Origin of the sequence: Gordonia sp. VNK1 (assembly GCF_040049135.1) — a bacterium.
Lineage (GTDB): Bacteria > Actinomycetota > Actinomycetes > Mycobacteriales > Mycobacteriaceae > Gordonia > Gordonia oleivorans.
Genome location: NZ_JBDZDJ010000014.1, coordinates 104,052 through 129,773 on the forward strand (window position 1 = coordinate 104,052; position 25,722 = coordinate 129,773).

The 25,722-nt window shown below is 66.2% G+C and carries 19 protein-coding genes; 10 read left to right on the forward strand and 9 right to left on the reverse strand.

The genetic code is table 11. The features are described from left to right. The first annotated feature begins 145 nt into the window (after positions 1 to 145). Together ABLE94_RS17485 and ABLE94_RS17490 are read left to right on the forward strand one after the other, a co-directional pair. Positions 146 to 1,663 carry an LVIVD repeat-containing protein gene (locus ABLE94_RS17485; protein WP_348809408.1) on the forward strand — a complete coding sequence of 506 codons (1,518 nt, stop codon included), beginning with the start codon at positions 146 to 148 and terminating at the stop codon, positions 1,661 to 1,663. Then, positions 1,660 to 2,307: a DUF305 domain-containing protein gene (locus ABLE94_RS17490; protein WP_348809409.1), complete on the forward strand. Its 648-nt coding sequence runs from the start codon at positions 1,660 to 1,662 to the stop codon at positions 2,305 to 2,307. Before ABLE94_RS17485 ends, ABLE94_RS17490 begins: the two co-directional genes overlap by 4 nt. 22 nt (positions 2,308 to 2,329) lie before the next feature. Here ABLE94_RS17490 and ABLE94_RS17495 read toward each other — a convergent pair whose 3' ends face one another. Further along, positions 2,330 to 3,622, reverse strand: a complete 1,293-nt coding sequence (locus ABLE94_RS17495; RefSeq protein WP_348809410.1) for a DUF2254 domain-containing protein — start codon at positions 3,620 to 3,622, stop codon at positions 2,330 to 2,332. A 17-nt stretch (positions 3,623 to 3,639) separates the two neighbouring features. Further along, the gene (locus tag ABLE94_RS17500) at positions 3,640 to 4,098 is read right to left on the reverse strand and encodes a MarR family winged helix-turn-helix transcriptional regulator (RefSeq protein WP_425476233.1); all 459 of its coding nucleotides are present in this window, start codon (positions 4,096 to 4,098) and stop codon (positions 3,640 to 3,642) included. 103 nt (positions 4,099 to 4,201) lie between these two features. Here ABLE94_RS17500 and ABLE94_RS17505 point away from each other — a divergent pair, with 103 nt between their 5' ends. The 3 genes from ABLE94_RS17505 (at position 4,202) to ABLE94_RS17515 (ending at position 9,397) form a co-directional block, all read left to right on the forward strand. Further along, positions 4,202 to 5,326 carry an FUSC family protein gene (locus ABLE94_RS17505; protein WP_348809412.1) on the forward strand — a complete coding sequence of 375 codons (1,125 nt, stop codon included), beginning with the start codon at positions 4,202 to 4,204 and terminating at the stop codon, positions 5,324 to 5,326. 147 nt (positions 5,327 to 5,473) lie between these two features. Beyond that, positions 5,474 to 7,645, forward strand: a complete 2,172-nt coding sequence (locus ABLE94_RS17510) for a glutamine synthetase III family protein (protein WP_348809413.1) — start codon at positions 5,474 to 5,476, stop codon at positions 7,643 to 7,645. A gap of 120 nt (positions 7,646 to 7,765) precedes the next feature. Beyond that, entirely contained in the window at positions 7,766 to 9,397 is a 1,632-nt protein-coding gene (locus tag ABLE94_RS17515) for a PucR family transcriptional regulator (protein ID WP_348809414.1), read from the forward strand. Here the strand turns inward: ABLE94_RS17515 and ABLE94_RS17520 are convergent, their stop codons facing one another. Beyond that, positions 9,398 to 11,386, reverse strand: coding sequence for a DUF222 domain-containing protein (locus tag ABLE94_RS17520; protein WP_348809415.1), 1,989 nt, complete (start codon positions 11,384 to 11,386; stop codon positions 9,398 to 9,400). 236 nt (positions 11,387 to 11,622) lie between these two features. Between ABLE94_RS17520 and pruA the strand changes: the two genes are divergently transcribed. Together pruA and ABLE94_RS17530 are read left to right on the forward strand one after the other, a co-directional pair. Continuing rightward, positions 11,623 to 13,257, forward strand: a complete 1,635-nt coding sequence (pruA, locus tag ABLE94_RS17525; protein WP_348809416.1) for an L-glutamate gamma-semialdehyde dehydrogenase — start codon at positions 11,623 to 11,625, stop codon at positions 13,255 to 13,257. A gap of 12 nt (positions 13,258 to 13,269) precedes the next feature. After that, positions 13,270 to 14,217 (forward strand): proline dehydrogenase family protein, encoded by a 948-nt coding sequence (locus ABLE94_RS17530; RefSeq protein WP_348803106.1) that lies wholly within the window; start codon positions 13,270 to 13,272, stop codon positions 14,215 to 14,217. Positions 14,218 to 14,299: 82 nt separating this feature from the next. Here ABLE94_RS17530 and ABLE94_RS17535 read toward each other — a convergent pair whose 3' ends face one another. The 6 genes from ABLE94_RS17535 to ABLE94_RS17560 form a co-directional block, all read right to left on the reverse strand. Next, complete coding sequence (locus ABLE94_RS17535) at positions 14,300 to 14,845, reverse strand: molybdenum cofactor biosysynthesis protein (RefSeq protein ID WP_348809417.1); 546 nt, start codon at positions 14,843 to 14,845, stop codon at positions 14,300 to 14,302. A 16-nt stretch (positions 14,846 to 14,861) separates the two neighbouring features. Beyond that, positions 14,862 to 16,445 (reverse strand): AAA family ATPase, encoded by a 1,584-nt coding sequence (locus ABLE94_RS17540; protein WP_348809418.1) that lies wholly within the window; start codon positions 16,443 to 16,445, stop codon positions 14,862 to 14,864. A gap of 33 nt (positions 16,446 to 16,478) precedes the next feature. Beyond that, positions 16,479 to 17,360, reverse strand: a complete 882-nt coding sequence (gene catA / locus ABLE94_RS17545; RefSeq protein ID WP_348803109.1) for a catechol 1,2-dioxygenase — start codon at positions 17,358 to 17,360, stop codon at positions 16,479 to 16,481. 71 nt (positions 17,361 to 17,431) lie between these two features. Beyond that, positions 17,432 to 17,716, reverse strand: a complete 285-nt coding sequence (catC, locus tag ABLE94_RS17550) for a muconolactone Delta-isomerase (RefSeq protein WP_348803110.1) — start codon at positions 17,714 to 17,716, stop codon at positions 17,432 to 17,434. 14 nt (positions 17,717 to 17,730) lie between these two features. Continuing rightward, positions 17,731 to 18,831, reverse strand: a complete 1,101-nt coding sequence (locus tag ABLE94_RS17555; RefSeq protein WP_348803112.1) for a mandelate racemase/muconate lactonizing enzyme family protein — start codon at positions 18,829 to 18,831, stop codon at positions 17,731 to 17,733. Then, complete coding sequence (locus tag ABLE94_RS17560) at positions 18,828 to 19,805, reverse strand: LysR substrate-binding domain-containing protein (RefSeq protein WP_348803113.1); 978 nt, start codon at positions 19,803 to 19,805, stop codon at positions 18,828 to 18,830. Before ABLE94_RS17560 ends, ABLE94_RS17555 begins: the two co-directional genes overlap by 4 nt. 230 nt (positions 19,806 to 20,035) lie before the next feature. Here ABLE94_RS17560 and benA point away from each other — a divergent pair, with 230 nt between their 5' ends. From benA to benC, 3 genes are read left to right on the forward strand one after another with little or no spacing between them, the layout of a single operon-like run. Continuing rightward, positions 20,036 to 21,442, forward strand: coding sequence for a benzoate 1,2-dioxygenase large subunit (gene benA, locus ABLE94_RS17565; RefSeq protein WP_348803114.1), 1,407 nt, complete (start codon positions 20,036 to 20,038; stop codon positions 21,440 to 21,442). A 52-nt stretch (positions 21,443 to 21,494) separates the two neighbouring features. After that, positions 21,495 to 22,067, forward strand: coding sequence for a benzoate 1,2-dioxygenase small subunit (gene benB, locus ABLE94_RS17570; RefSeq protein WP_348809419.1), 573 nt, complete (start codon positions 21,495 to 21,497; stop codon positions 22,065 to 22,067). A gap of 15 nt (positions 22,068 to 22,082) precedes the next feature. Then, on the forward strand, positions 22,083 to 24,896 hold the full coding sequence (gene benC, locus ABLE94_RS17575) for a benzoate 1,2-dioxygenase electron transfer component BenC (protein ID WP_348809420.1): 2,814 nt from the start codon (positions 22,083 to 22,085) through the stop codon (positions 24,894 to 24,896). The last annotated feature ends 826 nt before the right edge of the window (positions 24,897 to 25,722 follow it).

Consider the following 25,722-nt stretch of genomic DNA (forward strand, 5'->3'; position numbering starts at 1 on the left):
CGCGCCGATCACCGGGACACAACGACCCCAAAACTAGACAACTGCAGTGGTATGTGTCAATAATTGGCGGCACAGTGGTCCACCACACTCATTTGCTCCGACTGTCGCACCCGCCACTCTCCAAGGGGATTCCGTGCGTCTCTGCATGCTTGTCACTCGCCATCAGGCCTGCGCGTCGATGATCGCCGCGACCGTCGTCGCCGCCCTCGTCGGCTGGCCGGCCCACGCCGATCCGGCACCCGCCGCGGTCGCCGTTGCCCAGTGCGGACCCGGTTCCCACCCGGAACCCGGCCTGCAGGGCGATGTTCCTGCCGCCGAACGCGATTCGGGACGCAGCGCGGGCGGCTACTCGTGCAACATCTCCGCGGTCGGCGCATATGCCGGACGAGGCGGCGGAATCACCTCGACGAGCCATGACACCTGCGCCTACATGGGGAGCCTGTTTCCCGGCAGCCTGTTCGGACCGGAAACGGGCGTGCAGGTGATCGACGCGAGCGATCCACGGAATCCGCGTCCGACCCAGCGACTCACCGCGCCCGCCATGCTCGCCGGAACGTGGGAATCCCTCAAGGCCAACCGCACCTCGAAGTTGTTGGTCGGCACCGGGGTGCCCGCCCTCTTCGGCGCGGGTCTTCTCGCCGTGTACGACGTATCCGACTGTGCCGCACCCAGACTCCTCAATCCGGATACCGGGTCGACCTCGATGCCGTTGCCGGTCACCGCGCATGAGGGCGGCTTCTCCCCCGATGGGCGCACCTATTGGGCGTCCGGACTCGGCCCGGGATTCCTCAGCGCCGTCGACCTCACCGACCCCGCACATCCGCACGTGCTCTGGCAGGGCGTCACGGGGCTGTCCACGCACGGCATCGGGGTGAGTGCTGACGGCAATCGTCTGTATCTCGCGAGCAACACCGGCGGGATCAGCGTCTGGGACGTCTCCTCGATCCAGCGTCGTGAGCACCATCCGAGTGCGGTGCGGCTGTCCGAACTCACCTGGAGCGACGGCTGGGCCACCCAGCACGCCATTCCGGTCACCTACGGCGACAAGCCTTTCGCGTTCACGGTCGACGAGGGCGGTTCCGGCGGGGTCAAGGTGATCGACGTCTCCGATCCCCGCAATCCGCGTATCGTCAACCGGCTGAAACTACAGATCAACCTCCGACAGAATCAGGATTCGTCGGTCGCATCGAGTTCGGGCGGCGGCGTCTTCGCCTATGAATCGCACTACTGCGCGGCCGATCGCCCGACGAATCCGACGGCGTTGGCGTGCGGGTGGTTCTCCTCCGGAGTCCGCGTCTTCGATGTCCGTGATCCGTTGCAGGTCCGCGAGATCGCGTACTACAACCCGCCGACACATCCTCGCCACGGCGACGTTCTCACCAACTCGCCACACGCATTGCTCGCCGCGCTCGGGGTACCGCTGCTCAGCGCTCCCGCGATCCTGCACTCCATCGCCGACGGCTCGTTCGATCCCGATCAGGCCATCAGCCCACGCATCGGTTCGACGACGGCCGACCAGTCCACCGACTGGTGCGCCTCACCGCCGGAGTGGCGCGGACGTGAACTGTGGGTTACCTGTTCGGACAGCGGTTTTCAGGTTCTCCGGCTCGCCGACGGCGTGTATTCGCCACCGGCGGATCAACAGTCGACGGTGGGATCATGATCCTGCCCCGACCCCGGCCGAGTGCTGTGGTGGTGGTGATTGCCCTCCTCGTGGCGACCATCGTCGGATACACCCTCCGCCTCTGGGTCGAGCATCCACCCATCGCGAGCGCCGCGCCGCTGACATCGGTGGAAACGGCTTTCCTGCAGGACATGATCGGCCACCACCAGCAGGCTGTCGTCATGGGCAAGTCCGTCGACCGCGACGGCATCGATCCGGGAGTTCGCGCGCTGGCACGTCAGATCTCCGAATCACAGCGATATGAGCTGGGGACCATGATCGGATGGCTGCGATTGACCGGCGCACCGATGCAGAACCCCACCCCCATGACCTGGATGCATGCCGGCCACGACACGACCATGCCGGGTATGGCCATGCCACATACCGCCATGCCTGGGATGGCGACGACCGAACAACTCGATCGCCTGGCCGCCGCGTCGGGGCAAGCGGCCGAGGACCTCTTCCTCACGCTGATGTATCGCCACCATCAGGGCGGCATCGCGATGGCACAGACGGTCGACCCGATGGTGAGTCACGGGGCGGTGCGTCAGACGGTGCGGGACATGATCAGCACTCAGTCGTCCGAGGTGGGACTGATCGGCGTGATGCTCGAACAGCGCTCGGCCACCAGGCCGGTCGGGTGAATCCAGCGCATCCCCGGAATGCTCATGCCGCCGCAATCGCGGTGCGCGCCTCGTCGATCTCGCCACGGCAGAACTGGGCGTCGACCTGGTCGTCGACACGATCGAGAGCGTCGTGGATGAGCTCGAGATGCGACAGCACTGCGGCGCGGACATCGGGTTCGACCGCCGCGACACCGAGCCGACGGGCCAGAAGGATCGCCGCGGTCATCGCGATCGGATGGCCGATCGCATACGTGCGCACAGCCCCGAACACGTCGTCGATCAGCTCGGTCAGCGGCAGCCGGGTCACCACCAGCCGCAAGGTCCCGTCGTCGCCGCGCCGACCCAGTTGCGGTGCGCGGCGTCGGGCCAACGGCACCAACGACGCCGCGAGTTCATTGAGGGCGTTGTGTGCGGTGTAGGGATCGTTGGTTCCCGGCGACAGCGCCCGCACCGCCATCTCGGTGAGCTGCTGCACCGCGAATTGGATGTCCTGGTACGGGGTTCGCGTCTCGCCCAGATGGACGTGGCGGCACACGTCCGCGCTCACGCTCTGCCGATCATCGGTTCCGTGCAGCGTCGCCAGGCGGTCACCGTCGATGACGTGATCGCCGGGACGCACACGGAGGACGATGAGACAGTCCGACTTCTCGGCCTCGTCGAGCAGACCGTCCTCGTCGATTCCGATGACGAATCCCGAGGTCCGCGAGTCCACCGCGCTACCGCCGTCGGGCGCCGGAGCCGGGCACGACTCTTCCGGTTCGGACTCGGGGTACTGGGTGCGCACAACGGCATCCAGCTCGCTGCGTACGCGCGCCGAGAGCGTCGACACCTGGATCGAGCGGGCGATGTGATTGATGAAGTACACCAGGACGATCACATCGATGATCGCGAGGAGTACCGCGACGTTGATGGCGATGTCGGGCACGAACTCCTCGCCGACCTCGCTGCCACCCCGAATCGCGCGGAGCACCATCAGCGAGTACAGGAACGTTGCACCGAACATTCCCAGGACGAACTGGTTTCCGCGATCGTTCATGAAGTTGCGCACGAGCCGCGGGCCGTACGTCGAACTGGCGGTGGCCAATACCGAGATGGTGATCGAGAACGAGGTGGCCGCCACCGCCAGCATCGACCCGCCGATCGCGCCCAGGATGTCGCGGCCACCGCTGACCCCGACCTGATAGAGGAGTGCACCCTCTCCACCCGAGCCGGCCGACCCCACCTTCCGGTCGACGGCAACGAGGATCTGAGCCAGTGCGATCCCGGCGATTCCGAGCAACATCGGCACGAGCCAGAAGGCGTCACGCAGTTGCGCCAGACGTAGCCTGCCCACAGACACTCCCCCTGCTCTCATTCCCCCAGTGTCATCGAAATCTTGCGCAACAGTTCGGCGAGCACGCCTCGCTCCGCACCGCTGAGCGCCGACAACACGCGCCGGTCATCCTCCAGCCGCCGCGGAATCTCCTCGTCGACGAGGCGTCGTCCCTCGTCGGTCGCCACGAGCAGCACCACCCGCCCGTCCCGATCGGACTTGCGACGTTCGAGCAGGCCCCGGCGAGAAAGACTGTCACTGATCTTGGTGACCGACGCCCCGCTGAGCATCGTCGTCGACACGACCTCGCTGGCCCGCAACGGACGGGTGGCGCGGACGAGGGCGCCGAGGACGTCGAACTCCGAGCGGCCGATCCCGTGTGCCTCGAGGTTGCGGTCGAGCTGGGCGCTGGTCACCGACGCGATCCGCTGCACCCGCCCGAGGATCCCGATCGGCGAGACATCCAGATCGGGGTAGGCCGCCGCCCACTCACCCATGATGCGATCCACCAGGTCCGGCGGGCGCGCGGCGTCTTCGGTCACCTCGTCATCGTAGTGACCATCACATATTTCACTAGTAAAATAGTGATAAAGTAATTCTATGACGTCCGCTGTTCATCCCATGCCCAACGCCGTGCCCCACCGCCGCGCCGCCCTCCGGCACGCGGTGAGCACTCAAGCGTGGCGCGATGCGATGCACATCGACCTGAGCCGCGCGGGTGTGGCCGCCCCGATCCGAGTCGGGATCGCCGTCGGGGTCGTCCTGATCGCCGGCGGAGCGCTCGGGCACCGCGACGTCGCCGGCCTCGCCGCACTCGGTGCGCTGGTCTCGGCGTTCTGCCGGCCGGACCCCTACCCCGTGCGCGCGACCCGCCTGGTGGCACTCGGTGTCGCGATCACCGGGGCCATCGCCGTGGGTGCGACGCTCGGCGCGTCATCGGCACCCCTGGCGGTGGAGATCGTCGTCATCTCCCTGCTGGCCGGTGTCGCGTCCTATCTGGTCTCGGCGCTGCACATCGTCGGTCCGGGTGCGGTCATCCTGGTGTTCGCGGCGGCGGGCGCCGCCGGCTTCGCCCACGATGCCGCCGACGTGGGACGTGCGGTCACCGCCACCGCGGTCGGTGCGGTCATCGGGATCGCGGCGGCGTTGGCGCCCTGGTTGTTGCGGTCGGGCCCCTCCACCACCGCGCCCGACTCGGCCACGCGCGAATCCCTGTGGCGCACCCTGGTCGGCGGCCGTTCCGCCGCCGGGCACCGTCACCTGCTGGTGATCGCCGGGCGGATGGCGGCGGCATCGGCCATCGCCGCGACGATCGCGGCCGGCGTCGGACTGGCGCATCCGATGTGGGCGGCGATGGGGGCGATCGCGGCGATGCAGGGGGTCACGTATCACCACACGGTGAGCCGCGGATATGCCCGACTCCTCGGCAATGTGGCCGGTGCCGTGATCGCGGCCGCATTGCTGGCATTGCCGCTGGGATACTGGGGTGCGGTCGCCGCGATCATCGTGTTCCAGACCCTCGCGGAGATCTTCTCCACGGTGAACTACGCGCTGTGTTCGACCGCGGTGACACCGATGGCGCTGCTGCTGACCGGCCTGGGTGCCGCACTCTCGCCACAGATGGCACTCGACCGCGTCGGCGACACGGTGATCGGCATCGTGCTCGGCATCGTCGTCGCGGCCGTCACCATCAGGCCGGCCGACGTGATTCGTCCAGCCACGTGAACTGAGTTTTCACGGGCGTCACATTCACGCAACGATGCGGGTACCTGCCACTCATAGCGTCGTATCGCTCGACCAACGTCCCGGTCAATGTGATCAGCGCACCGTCAAGCGCCCACGCGCCGGGGACCCACACCCCAGGAGTATTGAATGAGTGGCAGCATGTCGCGCCGTCAGGCCATCGAGGCCGTGACCACCTACGAGATGGATACCGAAGGCTTCGATGAGCCGTTGGCCGGCACTTTCGGGCGCAACGTCTTCAGCCTGTCGGTGATGAAGTCTCGTCTCCCCAAGCACGTGTTCAAGGCCGTTGCGGCCACCATCGACAAGGGCGCACCGCTCGATCCGACCCTGGCCGACTACGTCGCCTCCGCGATGAAGGACTGGGCCATGGAGAAGGGGGCGTCGCACTACGCCCACGTCTTCTACCCGCTGACCGGCTTCACGGCCGAGAAGCACGACTCCTTCCTCGAGCCCGACGGCGCGGACGGTTCGCTGGCCGAGTTCCAGGGCAAGACGCTGCTGCAGGGTGAGCCCGACGCGTCGTCGTTCCCCAACGGCGGCCTGCGCGGCACCTTCGAGGCACGCGGCTACACCGGCTGGGACGTCACCAGCCCCGCCTACATCCTGGAGAACAAGAACGGGAACACCCTGTGCATCCCGACGATCTTCATCTCGTGGACCGGTGAGGCCCTCGACAAGAAGACGCCGCTGCTGCGCAGCCAGCAGGCGATGAGCAAGCAGGCCATGCGTCTGCTCAAGCTCTTCGGCCACGACGACGTCGACACCGTGGTGTCCTTCGCCGGTCCCGAGCAGGAGTACTTCCTGATCGATCGCCACTTCTACTTCGCGCGGCCGGACCTGATGACCACCAACCGCACCCTGTTCGGCGCCAAGCCGTCCAAGGGCCAGGAGTTCGACGACCACTACTTCGGCGCGATCCCCGACCGCGTGCTGGCCTTCATGATCGAGCTGGACCGGGAGCTGTTCAAGCTCGCCATCCCGTCGAAGACCCGCCACAACGAGGTCGCCCCGGGGCAGTTCGAGATCGCCCCGGTCTTCGAGCGGTCCAACATCTCCCACGATCACCAGCAGCTCATGATGACGACCATCAAGAAGGTCGCCGAGCGCTACGGCATGGTGGCGTTGCTGCACGAGAAGCCCTTCGCCGGCGTCAACGGTTCGGGCAAGCACGTCAACTTCTCGCTGGGCAACTCCAACCAGGGCAATCTGCTCCTGCCGGGTGACACCCCGCACGACAACGTGCAGTTCCTGGTGTTCTGCGCCGCCATCATCCGCGGTGTGCACAAGTACAGCGGCCTGCTGCGCAGCTCGATCGCCTCGGCCTCCAACGATCACCGTCTCGGTGCCAACGAGGCCCCGCCGGCGATCATCTCGATCTTCCTCGGCGAGCAGCTGGCCGACGTGTTCGATCAGATCGCCAAGGGTGGTGCCAAGGAGAGCAAGCAGGCCGGCGTCATCGAGCTCGGTGTCGACACCCTGCCGCCGCTCAAGGCCGATGCCGGCGACCGCAACCGCACCAGCCCGTTCGCCTTCACCGGCAACCGCTTCGAGTTCCGTGCACCCGGCTCCAACCAGTCGATCGCCGACCCGATGATCGCGATCAACGCGATCCTGGCCGAGTCGCTCGACTACGTCTGCACCTACCTGGAGAAGGCGATCGGAGACGGCGCCGAGTTCAACGACGCCGTGCAGAAGCTGCTCGAGGAGATCATCACCGAGCACGGCAAGGTGGTCTTCAACGGCGACGGATACTCCGACGCCTGGCAGGAAGAGGCGCAGGCCCGCGGTCTGCTCAACCTGCGCACCACCGTCGACGCAATGGCCCAGCTCGACGAGCCGGCGAACATCGAACTGCTGAGCAAGTACGGCATCCTCTCCGATCGGGAACTCAAGGCGCGCAAGGACGTCGTCCTCGAGCAGTACGCGCTGGCACTGCTGGTGGAGGCCAAGGAGACCCTGGAGATCGCCAAGACCCTCATCCTGCCCGCCGCCACGCGGTACATGGGTGAGCTCGCGAGCACCGCGGCCAGCCTGAAGGCCGCCGGCATCGACATGGAGACCCCCGCGTTGAACACCATGACCACCTCGGTCAAGGCGCTCAACAAGGTGATGGACGCCCTCGAGGAGGCCATCGACGGATTCCACGGCGAGGGTGTCGAGGAGGAGTCGGAGTACGCGCTGAAGTCGCTGATCCCGGCGATGACCGCGGTCCGTGAGGTCGCCGACAAGCTCGAGACCGTCGTCGCCGACGATCTGTGGCCGCTGCCCACCTACAACGAGATGCTCACCATCCTCTGAGTCGCACACCCTCTGAGTCGCACCACCTCTGGGCCACTCTGCAGCCCCAGACGGCGTCCGCCGGGATCTCTCCCCGGCGGACGCCGCTCTTTTGTCTGTGCGGACAGTATCTTTGTCGACATGGACAAAGGCGGGATCGGCTTGGGGCAGTTGGTACTCGCACTCGACCGCACCCTGGTGTCGCTGGATGCGGCGCCCCGCGGCCTCGATGTCCCCATCGACTCCGTCTCGTTGCTCGATCCCGACGATCTCCATCTCCCGTTGCGGGCCTCGACCCGCTCCGCCGACCTGTTCCTGTTGGTCGGGGCCACACCGGAGGCCGTGACCGCCTGGCTGTCGACCTATGACAGCGCCCGCCCGGCCGCGGTGATGATCAAGTCCCCCACCCCGGAGCTCACCGCGCATCTGACCGATCTCGGTGTCGCCGTGGTTTCCGTGGACCCGCACGCACGGTGGGAGCGCATCTACAACCTGGTGACGCATGTGGTCGGGGCCGCGGCCGCACCATCAGCCGACGCCGAATCCATGCGGTCGGGCACCGTCGGCGATCTGTTCGACCTCGCCGCCGAGGTCGCCCGCCGCACCCACGGGCTGGTGAGCATCGAGGACGATCATTCCCACGTCCTGGCCTACAGCAGCGCCGGGGACGAGGCCGACGAACTCCGGCGATTGTCCATCCTGGGACGCGAGGGGCCGCCGGAGATGCTTGCGTGGCTTCGGCAATGGGGTGTGATGGATGCGCTGCGCACCACCACCGAGGTGGTCTCCGTCGACGAACGGGCGGACCTCGGACTGCGCCCACGACTCGCGGTCGGCATCCGCGCCCCGCACGAGGACCCGATCCGCGGAGAACACCTGGGCACCATGTGGATTCAGCAGGGACGTGAGCCGCTGTCCGACGACGCCGCCGAGGTGCTGACCGGTGCCGCCGCCGTGGCCGCCCGGATCATCGTCCGACGCCGCAACGCCGGAACCGGACACGACGAATTGGTGCGGCGCCTCCTCGGGGCGCGCGGCGATGTCGTCGATGTTCCGTATCTCTGTGCGCAACTGGGCATCTCGCCGTCTTCGGGTGTGATTGTCGTGGCGTTTGACGGATTGTCCGGAGCCGAGACCGATGCGGCGGCCCCCCTCTCGGCGGCGGGCGTGGTGTCGGCACTGACCCTGCATGCCAGCGCATTCAGTCCACTGTCGGTCACCACGACGCTGGCCGGCCGCGCCTATGTCGTACTCCCCGGTGCCGCGTTGGACGCCACCGTCGACTGGGCCACCTCGGCCGTCACCGCTGCGCGCCGGCAGTTCGGAGTCGATGCCCGTGCGGTGATCGCGGGACCGGGTCCGGAGGTCGCGAGCGTGCCGAACCTCCGCGGCCAGGCCGACCGGGTACTCGACGCCGCGCACCGCGAAGCCGGTCTGATCCAGGCCGTGACGACGGTCGGCGAGTCGAAAACCGGTGTGCTGCTCGGTGAGATCATCGCCCTCATCGAATCGAATCCGGAACTGATCGACTCCCGGGTGATCGATCTCGCCGAGCGCGATCGCCGATCGGGTGGCGACCTGACGATCTCACTTCGGGCATACCTCGACCATTTCGGCGACGTCCGCGCCGCCGCAGACGCACTCCACGTGCACCCCAACACGCTGCGCTACCGCATCCGACGCATCCAGGAACTCACCGGAATGGACCTCGACGATCCCGCCACCCGATTGGTGGTCGCCCTGACCCTCCGCGCGAGCATGGCGTCAGGGTGACTACTCGACTGCGCCGCGTTCCCGGGCTTCGCGGTGTTCTTGCGCTTCGCGGCGGCGTTTGTTGCGTTCGCGTTCCTGGCGTCGGCGGGCGTGTTTGGCCTCCACCCGACTCATGCGTCGGGTGGGTTGCAGAATGCGCGCCGACTCGGCAGGTGCTGCCTCGCCCGGGGCCGGCGTGGGTGGTGCCCGGAACCGGATGCGCGCCAACCCGGGAAACAGGTCTTCGAGGGTGAACGGATTACCGAGAATCACCATGCCCTCGGGAGTGAGGAACTCCGTGCGCAACCGACCGTCGGCGTCGCGGTACTGCTCATCGAGCCAGCCCGCCCCGAATGTCTTGAGCAGGTGCGCAAACCGTGACTTCGCATTCAGGTTGTCCGGCACCGTCGCACCACCCGCACCGGGGTTGCGGTGATCGAACTCGGCGACGTGATCGACCTCGGCGCTCATCGCCGAGCGATCCTCACCCGGGGTGACCGTCCACCCGTCACGGATCCGTACGAACCGATCCAGCACCGACGACGGCCGATACGGATTCCCCGGCGCGGTCGCCGACACCTCGATACCGCCATCGGGACCGACCACCGCATGCGGCCCGATCAGCCGCCGCACCACCGCATCGGGCCGGGTGATCAACCCGAACGCCTGTACATCCGAGACCACACCCTGCCCGAAGATGAACGCCGCAGAACCAGCAGACGCAGGCGTATCGCCGGTATCTGACTGCGCGGCAGCTACATTCGCGTCGCTTGCCGCAGCACCGCCGACGAGGTCACCGTCAACAGTGGATGGCTCAGTGGTGGACGGCTCGGCGGTGGATTCGGCTGGTTCACCGTCGGCGACGCACTGCTGCACCCCACGACCCGACCCGGATGCACCCTCGGTGAACACGTCCTCGGCATCAACGGCCACGGAATCAGCCTGCGCCGCTGCGCGTTCAGCCGCTGCAGCCCGCTCTTGCGCCGCGGCCCGCTCGGCCGCCGCGGCTTCTTCGGCCGCCGCATAGGTGCGCTCATCACACACCACATGCACCATCACCGCCGCCGCAGCCGGCGGCACCGTCCCCGCCTCCGGAATCACCGCCGGACACTCCTCACGACCGCACAAGCACTCGAACGCCGTCCCCGACAACAACGCGAAACACGCATCCGAACACCGCTGCCGCCGCGTCCGCGGATCCTCGGCACACACCGCATCAGCCAACCGAGAAATCCCCGCCATCGCGATCGCCACATTCTCCGCGGTCATCGTCGCCGTGATCGAGGCCATCCCATCCGGACGCGGCCGAGCGATCACCGACCGCTTGTCACCGGCACGCCGACACCGCTCCCGCACCGCATCCGGATCATGACGGAACACGATCCGATCCACCATCGTCGCCAACTGCGCCCGCGACCACGCCCCACCATGCCGCGCCAACTCCTCGGCCACCTCGGCATCGACCGCCGCCGCCGTGTCGCACCCGTCGAGCAACTCGGTGCACGCCACCACCACCGGCACCAACTCCGGCACGATCCGACCCTGCCGCAACTGCTCGAACACCTTCGGCACCCGCTCATGCATCACATCGGCATGCTCCACCAGCACCTCCGCCGCCCGCTGCGAGATGCTCAGCAACTGCCCGACCCGCGCACCGATCAACGCCGTGGTATCCGCCAACAGAAAGTCATGAACCTCATCGGCCGGACGTAACCGCCGCACCCGCTGCGCGATCTCCCGCACCGCCACGTACCTGTGATAAGCGAGATAGCAGGCGCCGCGCTGCAGCGTGATCAGCTGCCCCGACCAACCGTTCACCGCCTCATCACTGACGCCGATCACCGGACCCGTCGGCGTATCATCACCATCGGCACGGTACGAGGCGATCACCTCGGCCACCACATCATCACTGACGAACTCGTCGAGCAACGCCGGCCACAACGACTCCCCCAACCAGAAATCCGCGGCCGACCACCGCCGACCCGTCCCCTCGCTCATCGCCTCGGTCATGCGGTGCCACCCCCTCGGACATCTCAACACGAATACATGTGTGTTCGCGGTCATGTTCTATTATACCGAGCCCACCGACAGAACCGCTCTGGGCGGCGTCCAATGCTCGATCACATATTCGAATATCCGCGTTCACGGGCGTCCACTGGACATTTTGGCCAATTAGACAATACTCAACGACTACTTTCGTCCGATCATCCATCGACTGTGGACACGCGGACACGTGAAATGGCTCCATGGACGCCATCACCACACCCCCACGCCCGGCAAATGAGCCGGTACACACCTACGCCCCGGGCACGCCGGAACGAGGCAGAATCGTCGCCGAACTCGACCGCCGGTCGCAGGCAAGCCCCGTCGAACTCCCCCACGTCATCGGCGGGGCCACGCGCAGCGGGTCGGGTGACCGCACCCCGGTCGTCCAGCCCCACGCTCGCCGCGAGGTCCTCGCCACCATCGCGAATGCCACCCACGATGACGCCCGCGACGCCGTCGACGCCGCACTCACGGCCGCCCGGGACTGGGCTCGCACCAGCTTCGACGACCGCGCCGCGGTCTTGTTGCGCGCCGCAGATCTCCTCTCCGGCCCGTGGCGCGAACGCATCGCCGCGGCCACCATGCTCGGTCAGTCGAAGACCGTGCAGCAGGCCGAGATCGACGCACCGTGTGAACTGGTCGACTTCTGGCGCTTCAACGTCGCCTTCGCCCGCGAGATCCTGGCCGAGCAGCCGGTCTCCTCACCGGGTGTGTGGAATCGCCTCGACCATCGCCCCCTCGACGGCTTCGTCTACGCGATCACCCCGTTCAACTTCACCGCCATCGCCGGCAACCTGCCCACCGCACCGATACTGATGGGCAACACGGTGGTGTGGAAGCCGTCCCCGACGCAGGCATACTCCGCCCACCTCACCATGCAGCTACTCGAGGCCGCCGGACTGCCGGCCGGGGTCATCAACCTGGTACACGGCGACGGCATCGCGGTATCCGATGTGGCACTGGCCGATCCGAACCTCGCCGGCATCCACTTCACCGGATCCACGGCCACCTTCCAACATCTGTGGCGCGAGGTCGGCACCAATATCGACACCTACCGCAACTATCCGCGTCTCGTCGGCGAGACCGGCGGCAAGGACTTCATCGTCGCCCATTCGTCGGCCGACCCGGACGTGTTGCGCACCGCCATGATTCGTGGCGCCTTCGAATACCAGGGGCAAAAGTGCTCGGCCGCCTCGCGTGCGTACATCCCGCGTTCCGTGTGGGCGCAGATGGGTGACGACTTCCTCACCGAGGCAGCCGAACTCACCTACGGCGACGTCCGCGACCTGAGCAACTTCGGTGGCGCGGTCATCGACCGCCGGGCCTTCGACAAGCACGTGGCGGCCATCGATCGGGCCAAGACCGCGCCCACGATGACAGTCGCCGTCGGCGGCCAGTGCGACGACTCCGAGGGATTCTTCGTCCGCCCCACCGTCCTGCTCGGTGACGACCCCACCGACGAGGCGTTCACCACCGAATACTTCGGACCTATTCTGTCGGTGCACGTCTACGACGACGCCGACTTCGAGAAGACGCTGCGGGCAGTCGATTCCAGTGCCCGGTACGCTCTCACCGGATCGATCATCGCCACCGACGTCGCCGCCGTGGCCACCGCGTCGGATGTGCTGCGCAACGCCGCGGGCAACTTCTACATCAACGACAAGCCCACCGGGGCCGTCGTCGGCCAGCAACCGTTCGGTGGCGGACGTGCATCCGGCACCAACGACAAGGCCGGCTCGAAGGCCAACCTGATGCGCTGGACCTCCACCCGCACCATCAAGGAAACCTTTGTCCCACCAACCGAATCCGGCTATCCGCACATGCGGTCCGAGTGACTTGGAGCATCCATGAGTACCCTCTTCGACTCCATCCTGCGGCCGGTCATCATGAAGGCCGCGGCAAGCGACCGCATCAAGGAGACCTCGCAACGCCTACCGGTCACCGAGCGGGTGGTCAACCGATTCGTGCCCGGCGAAACCCTCCCCGAGGTGGAGGCCGCCATCCGCCGCTCCCTCGACGACGGCCTGTCGGTCACCATCGACTTTCTCGGCGAGGACACCACCGATGAGGCGCAGGCCACCGCCACCGTCGACGCGTACCTTTCTCTGCTGCAGATGATGTCACGAATGCCACATGAACACGGCCAACTGGAGGTGTCGCTCAAACTGACCGCCCTGGGGCAGTCGTTGCCGCAGCACGGCGCCAAGATCGCCGAGGAGAACGCACACACCATCTGCGCGGCCGCGGCACGCAGCGACGTCCTGGTCACCATCGACGCGGAAGATCACACCACCGTCGACGAACGCCTACAGATCGTGCGGTCGTTGCGGCATGAGTTTGCCGACCTCGGCACCGTGCTGCAGGCGTATCTGCGCCGCACCGAGGATGACTGCACCGAGTTCGCGGCGTCGGGAGCGCGAATCCGGTTGTGCAAGGGCGCATATGCCGAACCAGCGTCGGTGGCCTACCCGGAGCGTTCACAGATCGACGAGGCGTACCTGCGGTGCCTGCGAATCCTGATGAAGGGCAACGGGTATCCGATGGTGGCCAGCCACGATCCGACGATCATCGAAGCCGCGCAACCAATGGCCGCGGAGTTCGGGCGGGCACCCGGATCCTGGGAACACCAGATGCTCTACGGCATCCGCACCGACGAGCAGCGACGCCTCGCCGCCGACGGCGCGGGCGTGCGTGTGTACATCCCGTACGGCCAGGAGTGGTACGGCTACTTCGTGCGGCGCCTGGCCGAGAAGCCGGCGAACCTGGGGTTCTTCCTGCGCGCTTTGGCCGGTTGACCGCAGGAGCGGTGCTCGTTCTGGCCTTCGCCTTCAGCACGGTCCGGACGCGCGCGACCTCACGCCGAGACGGCGGGCTCGCCTACGCCAGAGGTTGCGCACGCCGCACCTGATCCGCCGCCCGTGCGGGATCGAGTGCGACGTCACAGCCGATGACGGCCGAACCGAGTTGCAACACACCGGATGTGAGCGGTTGCGCCCGCAGGCCACCGCGCCCGATCAGCGCCTTACGCACGCCGTCGCCGGCGGTGGTGTCCATCCACGCACACGGGTGCGCCGGCCGTCCACCCCGGAACCGAATGGGCCCGTCACCGGAGTCGATGGTGAATTCCTGCCCCCGCAGCGGATCGAGTTCGAGTCCGCGAACGACGATGTTGCGGCGGGCCAGTATCGGGTCGGCGGCACCGGCCGCCGCCTGCCACGCCTCGATCGCCAGAAAGGTGACCGCGGCCTCGGTGTGCGCGCGGACACCGAAGAATCGGTCGCCGACAATACCCTTGTCGGCGACGATCTCCACCGACTCGGGTGTCTCGGTGTCGACGTCGTCGGCCGGACCATCCTTCGGCCGACCGAAGTACGCGTGCCGCGGTGAACGCAGCAACGTCACGATCTCGAAGCGATACTCCACCGCCCCAGCGTAGTGGCTATCCGCGGTCGGCTGGTGCGAGGTAGTGCAGCCCGCGAAACCGCGCACTGCTCGCGAACACCTCGGGATCGAGGTCGGTACCGCGGTGCTTGGCCATCCGAAGCGCCAGCCGCAGAAGCATCTTGATGTCGCGCGGGGTGATGTCGGGGAAGCCGCCGACCAGATCGTCGAGCAGGCTCTCCTCGAGCGTCACGTCATTGCCCGCCGCCAGGATCTGCCACACCTGACGGGCATCCTTCGGGCCGGGTGGCTGATACTCGATGACGGCCGCGCAGCGGGCCAGGATGGCCTCGTCGACACCGTCGATACGGTTGGTGGTCAGGAACAGCAGGCCGTCGAAATACTCCAGTGTGCGCAGGAATTCGGCGACGATCGCATTCTGCGAGAGATCCAGGCCGCGTTCCATGACGAACACGTCGGCCTCGTCGAGCAGTAGCACCGCATCCCAGCGCTTGGCGCGGTCGAAGATGACCTCGAGGTTCTTGCGGACCAACTCGGCGGTGATGCCGAGCGAGCCGGAGTGGATGGAGTAGAGCGGTCGGCCGGTGACCTCGGCGTAGACCTCGGCGGTCAGCGTCTTGCCCACGCCGGGACGGCCTTTCGCCAGGATCACATTGCCCGCCGACTTGCCGTCGATGATGTCGCCGGTGAACACCGAGATGTCGGTGGTGAGGATGTTGAGCAGCTCCCGCTGGTCGTCGGGCAGCACCAGCTTGTCCTGCAGGTGGGCGTCGTAGACGTATTCGGTCAGGTCGCCGGTGTTGACGTCGAGGAAGTCCTGGGCGCCGAGATCGAAGACCCGCACGGCGGTGATCACCGGCACCGGCCCGTAGGAGTCACCGTCAAAGAGGATGGACGGTGCCACCATGCGCAGCGACGCGATCTCCCCTGGCGCCACATCGTGGACCACCTTGCGGTTCTCCCGCATGTTCGGGGAGCGGTAGTCGTCGGTGCGGATGACCCGCCCGGTGAACCGGTACTGCCGCCCGAATCCGTCGTCGATGATCGACTGGTAGCGCGCACGCCGGGACTCGTACTCCGCCTTCAGTTCTCCGGTTTCCTTGTACGCGCCGCCGGCGACGAGGACATCGCCCGGCGACTTACCGACGACCTCGGTCTCCTCGAAGTACAGCACGCGTGGCTTGCGCGACGGGCGCTTGACGGTGGCGTTGTCGGCCTCCATCGTGAACTTGATCCGCGGACCATGCGTGCGGTCGGCGTGTTCGAGGGTGAGATCCATGACCAGATACGGATGCAGGTACCCGTCGGATTCCCGGACGTAGAGCCACCCGTCGATGAGGTTGTGCCGCAAGAACTCCCGCATGATCTCGACGGCGGCGTCGATGTGCGGGATCGCCGGGAAACTCCCCGACCGAGCCGAGGCGATGGCGGTGACCGCGCGAGCGAAGGACTCCGCGCCCGCCGACGACGCCGTGGCCACGAGATCGGCCAGGGCGGCGTCGGTCAGGTCGCGGTCGGTGATCCCGATCTCGGGTGAACGCCACGACCGCGCCTGCGTGCGGACGGCGGCGAGATCATCCGAGGACGTGCCGGCGACCACCGTGGTGGGTGCGACGAGCATGGGAGTCACCTTTCTCCGGGTGGGGGTTTCGGATCAGGCTTCCGGATCGAGCACGAAGTCGTACTCGGTGACGAAGCCCTCGCCGTTCGGGTTCTCCGTGACGTCGAGCATCAGCTCGGGCTTGACCGCCGAGGCGATGTCGTCGCCGTTGTGCGGGTCGCCGGGGAAGTACAGCTGGCTGGTGATCAGTTCGTAGCCGGGGGCACTCACCTTGAAGTGCAGATGCGCCGGGCGCCACGCGTGCCAGCCGGCCGCGGCGATGAGCTGACCGCAGGCACCGTCGGTCGGGATCATGTATGGCGCGGGACGCAGGGTGTGGATCTCGAAACGGCCGTCCTCGTCGGCGATCCAGGTGGCACGCAGATTCCATTCCGGCAGTCCCGGAGCGAATTGCGAGTAGAAGCCGAGATCGTCGGCGTGCCACAGTTCGAGCTTGGCGCCGGACAGTGGGGTGCCGTCGACGGCGCGCACCTGACCGGAGAAGACCAGCGGGTTGCCCGGCTCGTCGTCGCGCATCGGGATGGTGCCGTTCCACGCCACCTCGGGCGAATCCGGGATGTAGTACGGGCCTTCGATGGTGCCCTTGGAGCCCTCGCGGTGCTCGCTGGCGACCTCCTCGACGGCGTGCTCAATCCAGACATCGAGGAACAGCGGCCATTCGCCATCGGCGCCGACCTTGATCAGCCATGCCTTCAGGGCGTTGTACTCCTCGTAGCTGACCTTGTCCTCCAGGACGATGTCGGTGACGGCTTTGATCACCTTGGAGGCGAGGTGATCCACGCGGGCGGTGTCGACGACGCCGGAACGTCCGGAATGTGCCATCCGCTCGGCGAATTGGGCCGACGCGTTGGCACCGGATTCGGCGGCCTTGGCGGTGACCTCGGCGTCGAAGCTGGTGTCGGTGGTGCTGGTCATGATGGGTACTCCTTTGTGCTGAAACGTGATTGGGCTGTGAACGTCGGGTGCCGGAGGGGTGATCGGGGTGATCAACCCGCGGCGATGTCGGACGGATGGGTGGCCAGCGGGGTCACCGCGATGTCCATGTAGGGGAAGAGTGGGAGGCCGGACAGGATGGCGTGCAGTTCGTCATTGCTCTCGACGTCGAAGATCGAGTAGTTCGAGTACTCACCGACGATCCGCCAGATGTGCGGCCATTTGCCGGATCGCTGCAGATCCTGCGAGTAGGCCTTCTCCCGGGCGACGGTCTGCGCCCGGATATCCGGGTCGAGGTCGTGGGGGATGCGCACATCCATCCGTACGTGGAAAAGCATGTCGTGTCGTTCTCCTATCCGATCCGGTAGCGGCTGAGCTTGTCCGGGTCGATCTCGATGCCGAGGCCGGCGCGGTGGGACGTGTGCAGGTGTCCGTCATGGATCTGCAGGGGTTCGGCGAGCAGGTCGTCGCTCATGTCGAGGAAGTTCGACAGTTCACCGGCGTACCGCGAGGTGAGTTCGAAGGCCGCGCCGAAGGCCAGTGCGCAGGCGGTACCGACCTGACCGTCGATCTGATTGCCCATGACCACCTCGATGCCGAGGCCCTCGGCGAGGTGATGCACGCGCCGCGACCAGGTGAATCCGGTGCGGGCGGTCTTGATGGAGATCGCGGTGGCGCTGCGGCCGAGGATCTCCCGGGTGACGTCTGCCGGGGTGGGCACCGACTCGTCCGCGATGAACGGGACGTCGAGTTGTTCGACGAGCCAACGCCTTCCGACCACGTCGTCGGCGGGGTTGAGTTCCTCGGCGAACAGCAGATCGAGGTCGGCCATCTCCTTCATGGCACGCAACGACTCCGACGCCGACCACCCACGATTGCCGTCGACATAGAGTTCGATCTCGTTGCCGAAACGTTCACGCAGGGCACGCACGACGGCGGTGTCGAGGGATACCGGGCGTCGTCCGACCTTCACCTTGAACGTGGAGATGCCGTAGGTATCACGCATCTTCTCGGCCTCGGCCACCATCTTCGCCGGATCGTCGAACCCGAGCATGTGGCTGACCCGCATGCGGTCGGTGAATCCGCCGAGGAGTTCACTGACCGGAACCTCGAGGGTCTTGCCGAGCGCATCCCAGATCGCCATGTCCACAGCGGCTTTCGCGGTGGGATTGCCGACGGTGCGGTTCAGCCGGGCGACCATGACCTCGCGGTCGTGCAGGGTGAGCCCGACGAGCTGTGGCGCGAACACGGTCTCGATGACGGCGACGATGCCACGTTGGGTCTCGCCGTAGGTGAACGGACGCGGAGGCGCCTCGGCGACACCGACGATGCCTTCGTCGGTGTGCACCCGCACGAGGACGTGCTCGGCGACCGACACCTCGCCGGACGCGAACCGCAAGGGTTTGCGGTACGGGATGGCGAACGGAATCGCCTCGATCTCAGTGATTTTCACGGATTCTCTCCCAGGGCTGTGGAGGACGGCAGGGCGGTGAAGGACGGCGGGGCTGCGGAAGACGGAGTTGCTGCGGAGGACGGAGTTGCTGCGGACATGTCGAAGGCCTCGCCGATCACCCGGGCGACGGACTCGACGACGGGATTGTCGTCACCGGTGTTCCACGCCAGCGCGATCTCGGTGGTTCCCGCATCGGCCAGGTCGCGGATCACCAATCCCGCCAGGGGAAGTGCACGCACCGATGCGGGCAGGACCGCGACGCCGAGGCCGGCCGCGACGAGGGCGAGCAGGACCGGTGTCCCCGAGGCCTCGTGTGCTCGTTGCGGAACGAAGCCGGCCCGGCGGCAGGTGCGGATCGTCGCATCGTTGACCGCGGAGTCGCGACTGTCGTACATGACGAAGGGTTCGTTGCGCAGGTCAGAGGTGGCCACCACCGGTTCGATGGCGAGCCGGTGATCGGAGGCGACCACCAGAACCATGGATTCGACGTCGATGGTGCGCAGTTCGAGACCCTCACCGACCACCGGTGGTCGCAGCACACCGAGATCGATCTCGTGGGCTTCCAGCGCCGCGCACTGCATCGGTGTCAGCAGGTCGGAGACGATGCGCAGTTCCACGTCGGGCAGCGCCGCCTTGACCGCGCGCGCGATTCGCGGCAGGTGGGAGAACGCCGCGATTCCGGTCAGACCGATGCGGACCATCCCGCTGCGGCCGGCCGCGATGCGGCGTACCCCGTCGACCGCGTCGTCGACATCGGAAAGGATGCGGTGCGCCTCGCCCTTGAGGTACTCACCGGCCGGGGTCAGCGAGACCTGCCGGGTGGTGCGGTTGAACAGGGTGGCATCGAGTTCGGACTCCAGTTGGCGGATGGCGTAGGACAAGGCCGGTTGCGCCACATGCAAGGTCGCTGCGGCCTGGCCGAAATGGCAGGTCTCGGCCACCGCTGCGAAGTACCGCAGATGCCGAAGTTCCATGCCCTCACCTCCTCGATCATTCGGTCAGATCACTGGAAGAGGCCCATGTGATCGACGCCACGTATCAATCACGGTAAGACTCTGATCCATACGACACAAGTACCGAGATTCGGGCAATTGATCGTGTATATCGATCAATCGGACACCTGGTCAGGACTCGGGTTAGCCCTAGTGTGATCGCCAACACGTCGTGCCAAAGTCTGAAGTACAGCCCACATAGGAGGTAGTTCATGACTGTCACCGACCGCCCCGACCAGTCGGCGCCGACCATTCCCTCGTCTGCCCCGTCGGAGCACGTCCGCAAGGTGCTCTCCGACGCCGTCATCGATGACCGTCAGGCCGGGGTCTACCGCGCCAACCGACGCATCTTCACCGACGAGGAGATCTTCGAACTCGAGATGCGCCACATCTTCGAGGGCAACTGGATCTACCTCGCCCACGAAAGCCAGGTGGCCAATCCCGGCGACTACTTCACCACCTACATCGGCCGCCAGCCCGTCGTCATCACCCGCTCCAAGGATGGCGAGCTGAACTGCCTGATCAATGCGTGCGCCCACCGCGGGGCGATGATCTGCCGACGCAAGACCGACAACCGGATGACGCTGACCTGCCCCTTCCACGGCTGGACGTTCCGCAACGACGGCACCCTGCTGAAAGTCAAGGATCCTGACGACGCCGGCTACCCGGACACCTTCAACGTCAACGGCTCACACAACCTGACCAAGGTCGCGAAGTTCGGCAACTACCGCGGCTTCCTGTTCGGCAGCCTCAATCCCGACGTCGTCGACCTCGAGGAGCACCTCGGCGACACCCGCGTCGTCATCGACATGCTGGTCGATCAGTCCCCCGAGGGTCTTGAGGTACTGCGCGGTGCCTCCACCTACACCTACGACGGCAACTGGAAGGTGCAGGCCGAGAACGGCGCCGACGGCTATCACGTCACCGCCACCCACTGGAACTACGCCGCCACCACGTCGCGCCGCAACACCGGCGAGTCGAAGAACGACACCAAGGCCCTCGACGCCGGCGGCTGGGGCAAGTCCGGCGGCGGCTACTGGTCGTTCCCGCATGGTCACCTGTGCCTGTGGACGTGGGCCGCCAACCCGCAGGACCGCCCGCTCTGGGACAAGATGGATGACCTGAAGAAGCAGTTCGGCGACGCCAAGGGCGAATTCATGGTGAAGGGTTCGCGCAATCTGTGCCTGTACCCGAATGTCTATCTGATGGACCAGTTCTCGACGCAGATCCGCCACTTCCGGCCCATCGCCCCGGACAAGACCGAGGTCACCATCTACTGCATCGCCCCCAAGGGTGAGAGCGATTCCGCTCGCGCACACCGCATCCGCCAATATGAGGACTTCTTCAACGCCTCCGGCATGGCGACCCCGGACGACCTGGAGGAATTCCGTTCCTGCCAGCTGACCTTCCGCGCGACCGCCGCCCCCTGGAACGACATGAGCCGCGGCGCCGAGCACTGGTTGACCGGACCCGATCCGGTGGCGCAGAGCCTGGGGATGCACGAGATCATCTCGGCCGGGAAGAAGAACGAGGACGAGGGCCTCTACCCCGTGCAGCACGGTTACTGGCTCGACACGATGCGTGCGGCCGTCGAAGCCGAGGACGCCGATCCGGTCTGATCGGTCCGCCCCAGTTCTCCCCAGCCCACCTCCCCAGAAGGGATATCCCCTCATGACCACCGAATCCGTCCCCGCTGCATCCACTCCCACTGCATCCACTCCCACTGCAACCACCACCGACGCGGCCGGCTCAAAGCTGATCACGCAGAACATGATCGAGCAGTTCCTCTACCGCGAGGCGCGCTATCTCGATGACCGCGAGTTCGAGAAATGGCTCGAGTGCTACGCCGACGACGTCGTCTACTGGATGCCGTCGTGGGACGACGACGATCGCCTTGTCGAGAATCCCCAGCGGGACATCTCGCTGATCTACTACCCCAACAAGGGCGGGCTCGAGGATCGCGTCTTCCGCATTCGTACCGAACGGTCGTCTGCCACGTCGATCCCCGAACCGCGGACCAGCCACAACATCAACAACGTGGAGGTCATCGAACGACGCGGCGACCTGGTGGATGTCCGATTCAACTGGCACACCATGTATTTCCGCTATCACACCGTCGACCCCTACTACGGGACGTCCTTCTACACGATCGACTTCTCCGGGGAGTCACCGCTGATCCGGCGCAAGACGATCGTGCTCAAGAACGACTACATTCACCACGTGGTGGATGTCTACCACTTCTGAGCAGGTGAGGCACCCATGACCGTCACCACTGAGAAAGGCTCGGCCACAACGACGTCCGGGCCAAACGGGGCCGGCGCGCCCACCGACAAGCCGACCCATCAGGTCGCATTGACCTTCGAGGACGGCGTCACTCGCTTCATCACCTGCCGCGAGGACCAGACCGTCGCCGACGCATCGTATCGTTCGCGTATCAACATCCCGCTGGACTGCCGTGACGGTGCGTGCGGAACGTGCAAGGCGTTCTGCGAATCCGGCGAGTACGACGGCGGGACCTACATCGAGGATGCGTTGTCGGAGGCCGAATCCGCCGACGGGTACGCCCTGCCCTGCTGCATGAAGCCGCAGTCGGATCTCGTCTTGCAGATCGCCGCGACGTCGGACATCGCCAAGACCGCGGCCGGTGATTTCGCCGGCACCATCGTGAGCCTGGAACGGCTGTCGGAGTCGACCATGCGGGTCGGCATCGAGATCCCCAATCGTGGTGACTTGGCGTTCCTTCCGGGTCAGTACGTCAACATCGCGGTGCCCGGCACCGTCGACGATGACGGGAATCCCCTGCGCCGGTCGTATTCGTTCGCGAATGGTCCGCACGAGGAGCGCCTCATCTTCATGGTGAAGCTGACTCCCGGAGGCGCGATGTCGGAGTACCTGACCGATCGGGCCGCACGCGGCGACGAGATCACCTTCACCGGACCGCACGGCTCGTTCTTCCTGCGTGAGGCCACTCGGCCGGTGTTGTTGCTGGCCGGCGGGACCGGTCTCGCACCGATCTTGTCGATGTTGCGAAAGATGCACGACGACAGCACCTCCCGCAAGGTGCACCTGATCTACGGGGTGTCCACCGACACCGATCTCGTCGCCTTGGACGAGATCGAGTACTTCGCAAGGGAATTGCCCGGATTCACCTGGGATCATTGCGTGTCGGACCCGAAGAGCACCGCGGCCAACAAGGGTTACGTGATGTCGCTCATCACGCCGGAGCATCTCTACGACGGTGATGTCGCCATCTACCTGTGCGGTCCCCCGCCCATGGTGGAATCGGTGCGCTCCCACGTGTCCGACGCCGGGATCGAACCCGTCGGCTTCTACTACGAGAAGTTCGCACTGGCGGTACCGGCGAAGTCCGCCGCCTCCGCGGCGGGCGAGGAGGACGCCGGCATCGTTGCGGCTGCACCTGTCGAGATCACCGACGAAGCGGTGCTCGAGGCCGGCGATGCCCGCGCGATTGCCGGACAGGAAGTGTTGCCGCCGAGCTCGCTTGGGTCGTTGCCGGGTGGCTCCGACCACCTCGACGATGCTGGTGCGATCGGACGCATTGCCGGACAACAGGTCTGGACCGACGGCGGCAACGGAATCGGCCTCGACGCCGACGACGGTGCGATCGTGCCCGTCGGCGGAGCGCGGGCCATCGCCGGACAGACCGTGTTCGCGGATGAGTCGATCGAGCCCGTGGTCGGCGAATCGGCAGCGGTGGCGCCCTCGACTGTGGACGACCCTGTGGCAGAACCTTCTGCGCCGCAGATGGATTCCCCTGCGGCGCCGACGGTCACCGATCAGGGTTACGAGATCGGCGAGGAGCATCCGGGGATCTACGAGTCCGACGCGTTGTTCGAGGCACGCGCCGCACTCGAACTCGGAGCGCTGGAGTTGACCTTCGGCAGACTGACCACCGGCCAACTCGCCGGCTATCAGCTTCTCGCCGAGGCGACCCTCCCCTACGTGAAGGGCGACTCGTTCGTCGATGCGGCCGAGTACACCGAGACCAATGCCGCATTCCACGATTACCTGTTCTCGCTGACCGGAAATGAGCATCTACTCGCCGCGTACACGGCTCTGGGTGTCAAGGGCCGCATGGGTGAGGTGCTGCGGAACGCCACCTGGTGCCACCCGCTGTGCGCGCAGGATCATGTGGATATCGTCGACGCCTTCGCCTCGGGCAACCGGGACAAGGCACGCGGACTCATCGCCGCCCACGCCGACCGGTCGAAGCAGACCATGCGGCGGGCGATGGCCGACGAGATGTCGTCCAAACGGCCCAAGTTCATCACGCCGGGCCGATTCGCCGGCAAGGTCGTCGTGGTGACGGGCGCCGCTCAGGGTATCGGTGCACAGACGGCACGCCGCATCGCCGCCGAAGGCGGCAAGCTGGTGTGCGCCGACCGATCCGACCTCGTCGGCGAGTTGGTCTCCGACGTCACCGAACTCGGTGGCCGGGCCGTGGAGGCCATCGCGGACCTGGAGTCCTATTCCGGTGCCGCATCGGTGGTGACGAAGGCCATCGAGACCTACGGCCGCGTCGATGTGTTGATCAACAATGTCGGTGGCGCGATCAACTTCAAACCGTTCGTCGAGTTCAGCGACGACGAGATCCGCGCCGAGATCGACCGGTCGTTGATGACCACGCTGTACGCCTGCCGCGCGGTTCTGCCGTCGATGGTGGAACACGGCTCGGGCGTCATCGTGAACGTGTCGTCGGCGGCGACCCGCGGTATCAACCGGATTCCGTACTCGGCGGCCAAGGGCGGTATCAACGCGATCACCGCCTCCCTCGCCATGGAGTACGCCGACAACGGGATTCGAGTATGCGCAACCGCGCCGGGTGGCACCGAGGCACCGCCGCGGAGAATCTCCCGCGGCACGCCGACCCCCACCGGAGAGACCGAGCAGCAATGGTTCGACGCCCACATCGAGCAAACCGTCGCCTCGTCACTGATGAAGCGCTACGGCACCCTCGACGAACAGGCCGCGGCCATCTGCTTCCTCGCCTCCGACGAGGCGTCCTACATCACCGGCAGCGTGCTGCCGGTGGCCGGCGGAGACCTGGGATAGTCTGCCACGCTCCATAATTCAATAGCGGCATCACCGCCGGACGGCATACGTCCGGCGGTGATGCCGTCTTGAAGCACCGCCACCCCGCCGACATCCCTCACCCTCACTGACAGCGCTCATCCCTTCGTTGACAGCGCTCTGAATTACGTTGACAGCGCTCTGATTTCCGTTGACAGCGCTTTGATAAGGGTCGAGCCAACCCCTCTCCCGCCGGTCGAGCAGACCTTCCGCGAGTCGAGGGGCCCCAGCCCGCCGGCCGAGCCAACCCCATCCGCCGGCCGAACCGCCCCGGAGCGATAGCCGCCGCGTTGAGTTCCGTCGAAACGGAGGGTCGCGTCCGCCGGGCCGAGCTTGTCGAGGTCAGACCACGCAAGGCAACTCTGTTATGGAACCAGCACCACCACAACAGGTCTCGATGCTCGTCGCTAGCGCTCCTTACACCTCGACCACCGGTGACACCGGTCGAGCCGACCTCATCCCGCCGGTCGAGCCGACCCATCCCGCCGGTCGAGCCGACCCGGAGCGCTAGCGGAGGGTCGTGTCGAGACCAGGTGAGGAGAGGCTGGAACCCCCACCACCACAACATCTCCCACGAACGTGTCGCCCCATACCACACCCCACCGACAAGATAATCGCGCCGACAACACGTTATCCACAGACCAAAAGTTATGCACAGCAACAGGATTCGGAAAGCTGGCCCTTACGCCGACCGCCAACGAGGCGTATTGTGGTGTACATGACATCGGGGGAACTTGACATCACCATCGACTTGTTGTCGGAACTCGACTTCACCACCGGCAGCCTCACCCACGAGGATGCAAAAAGT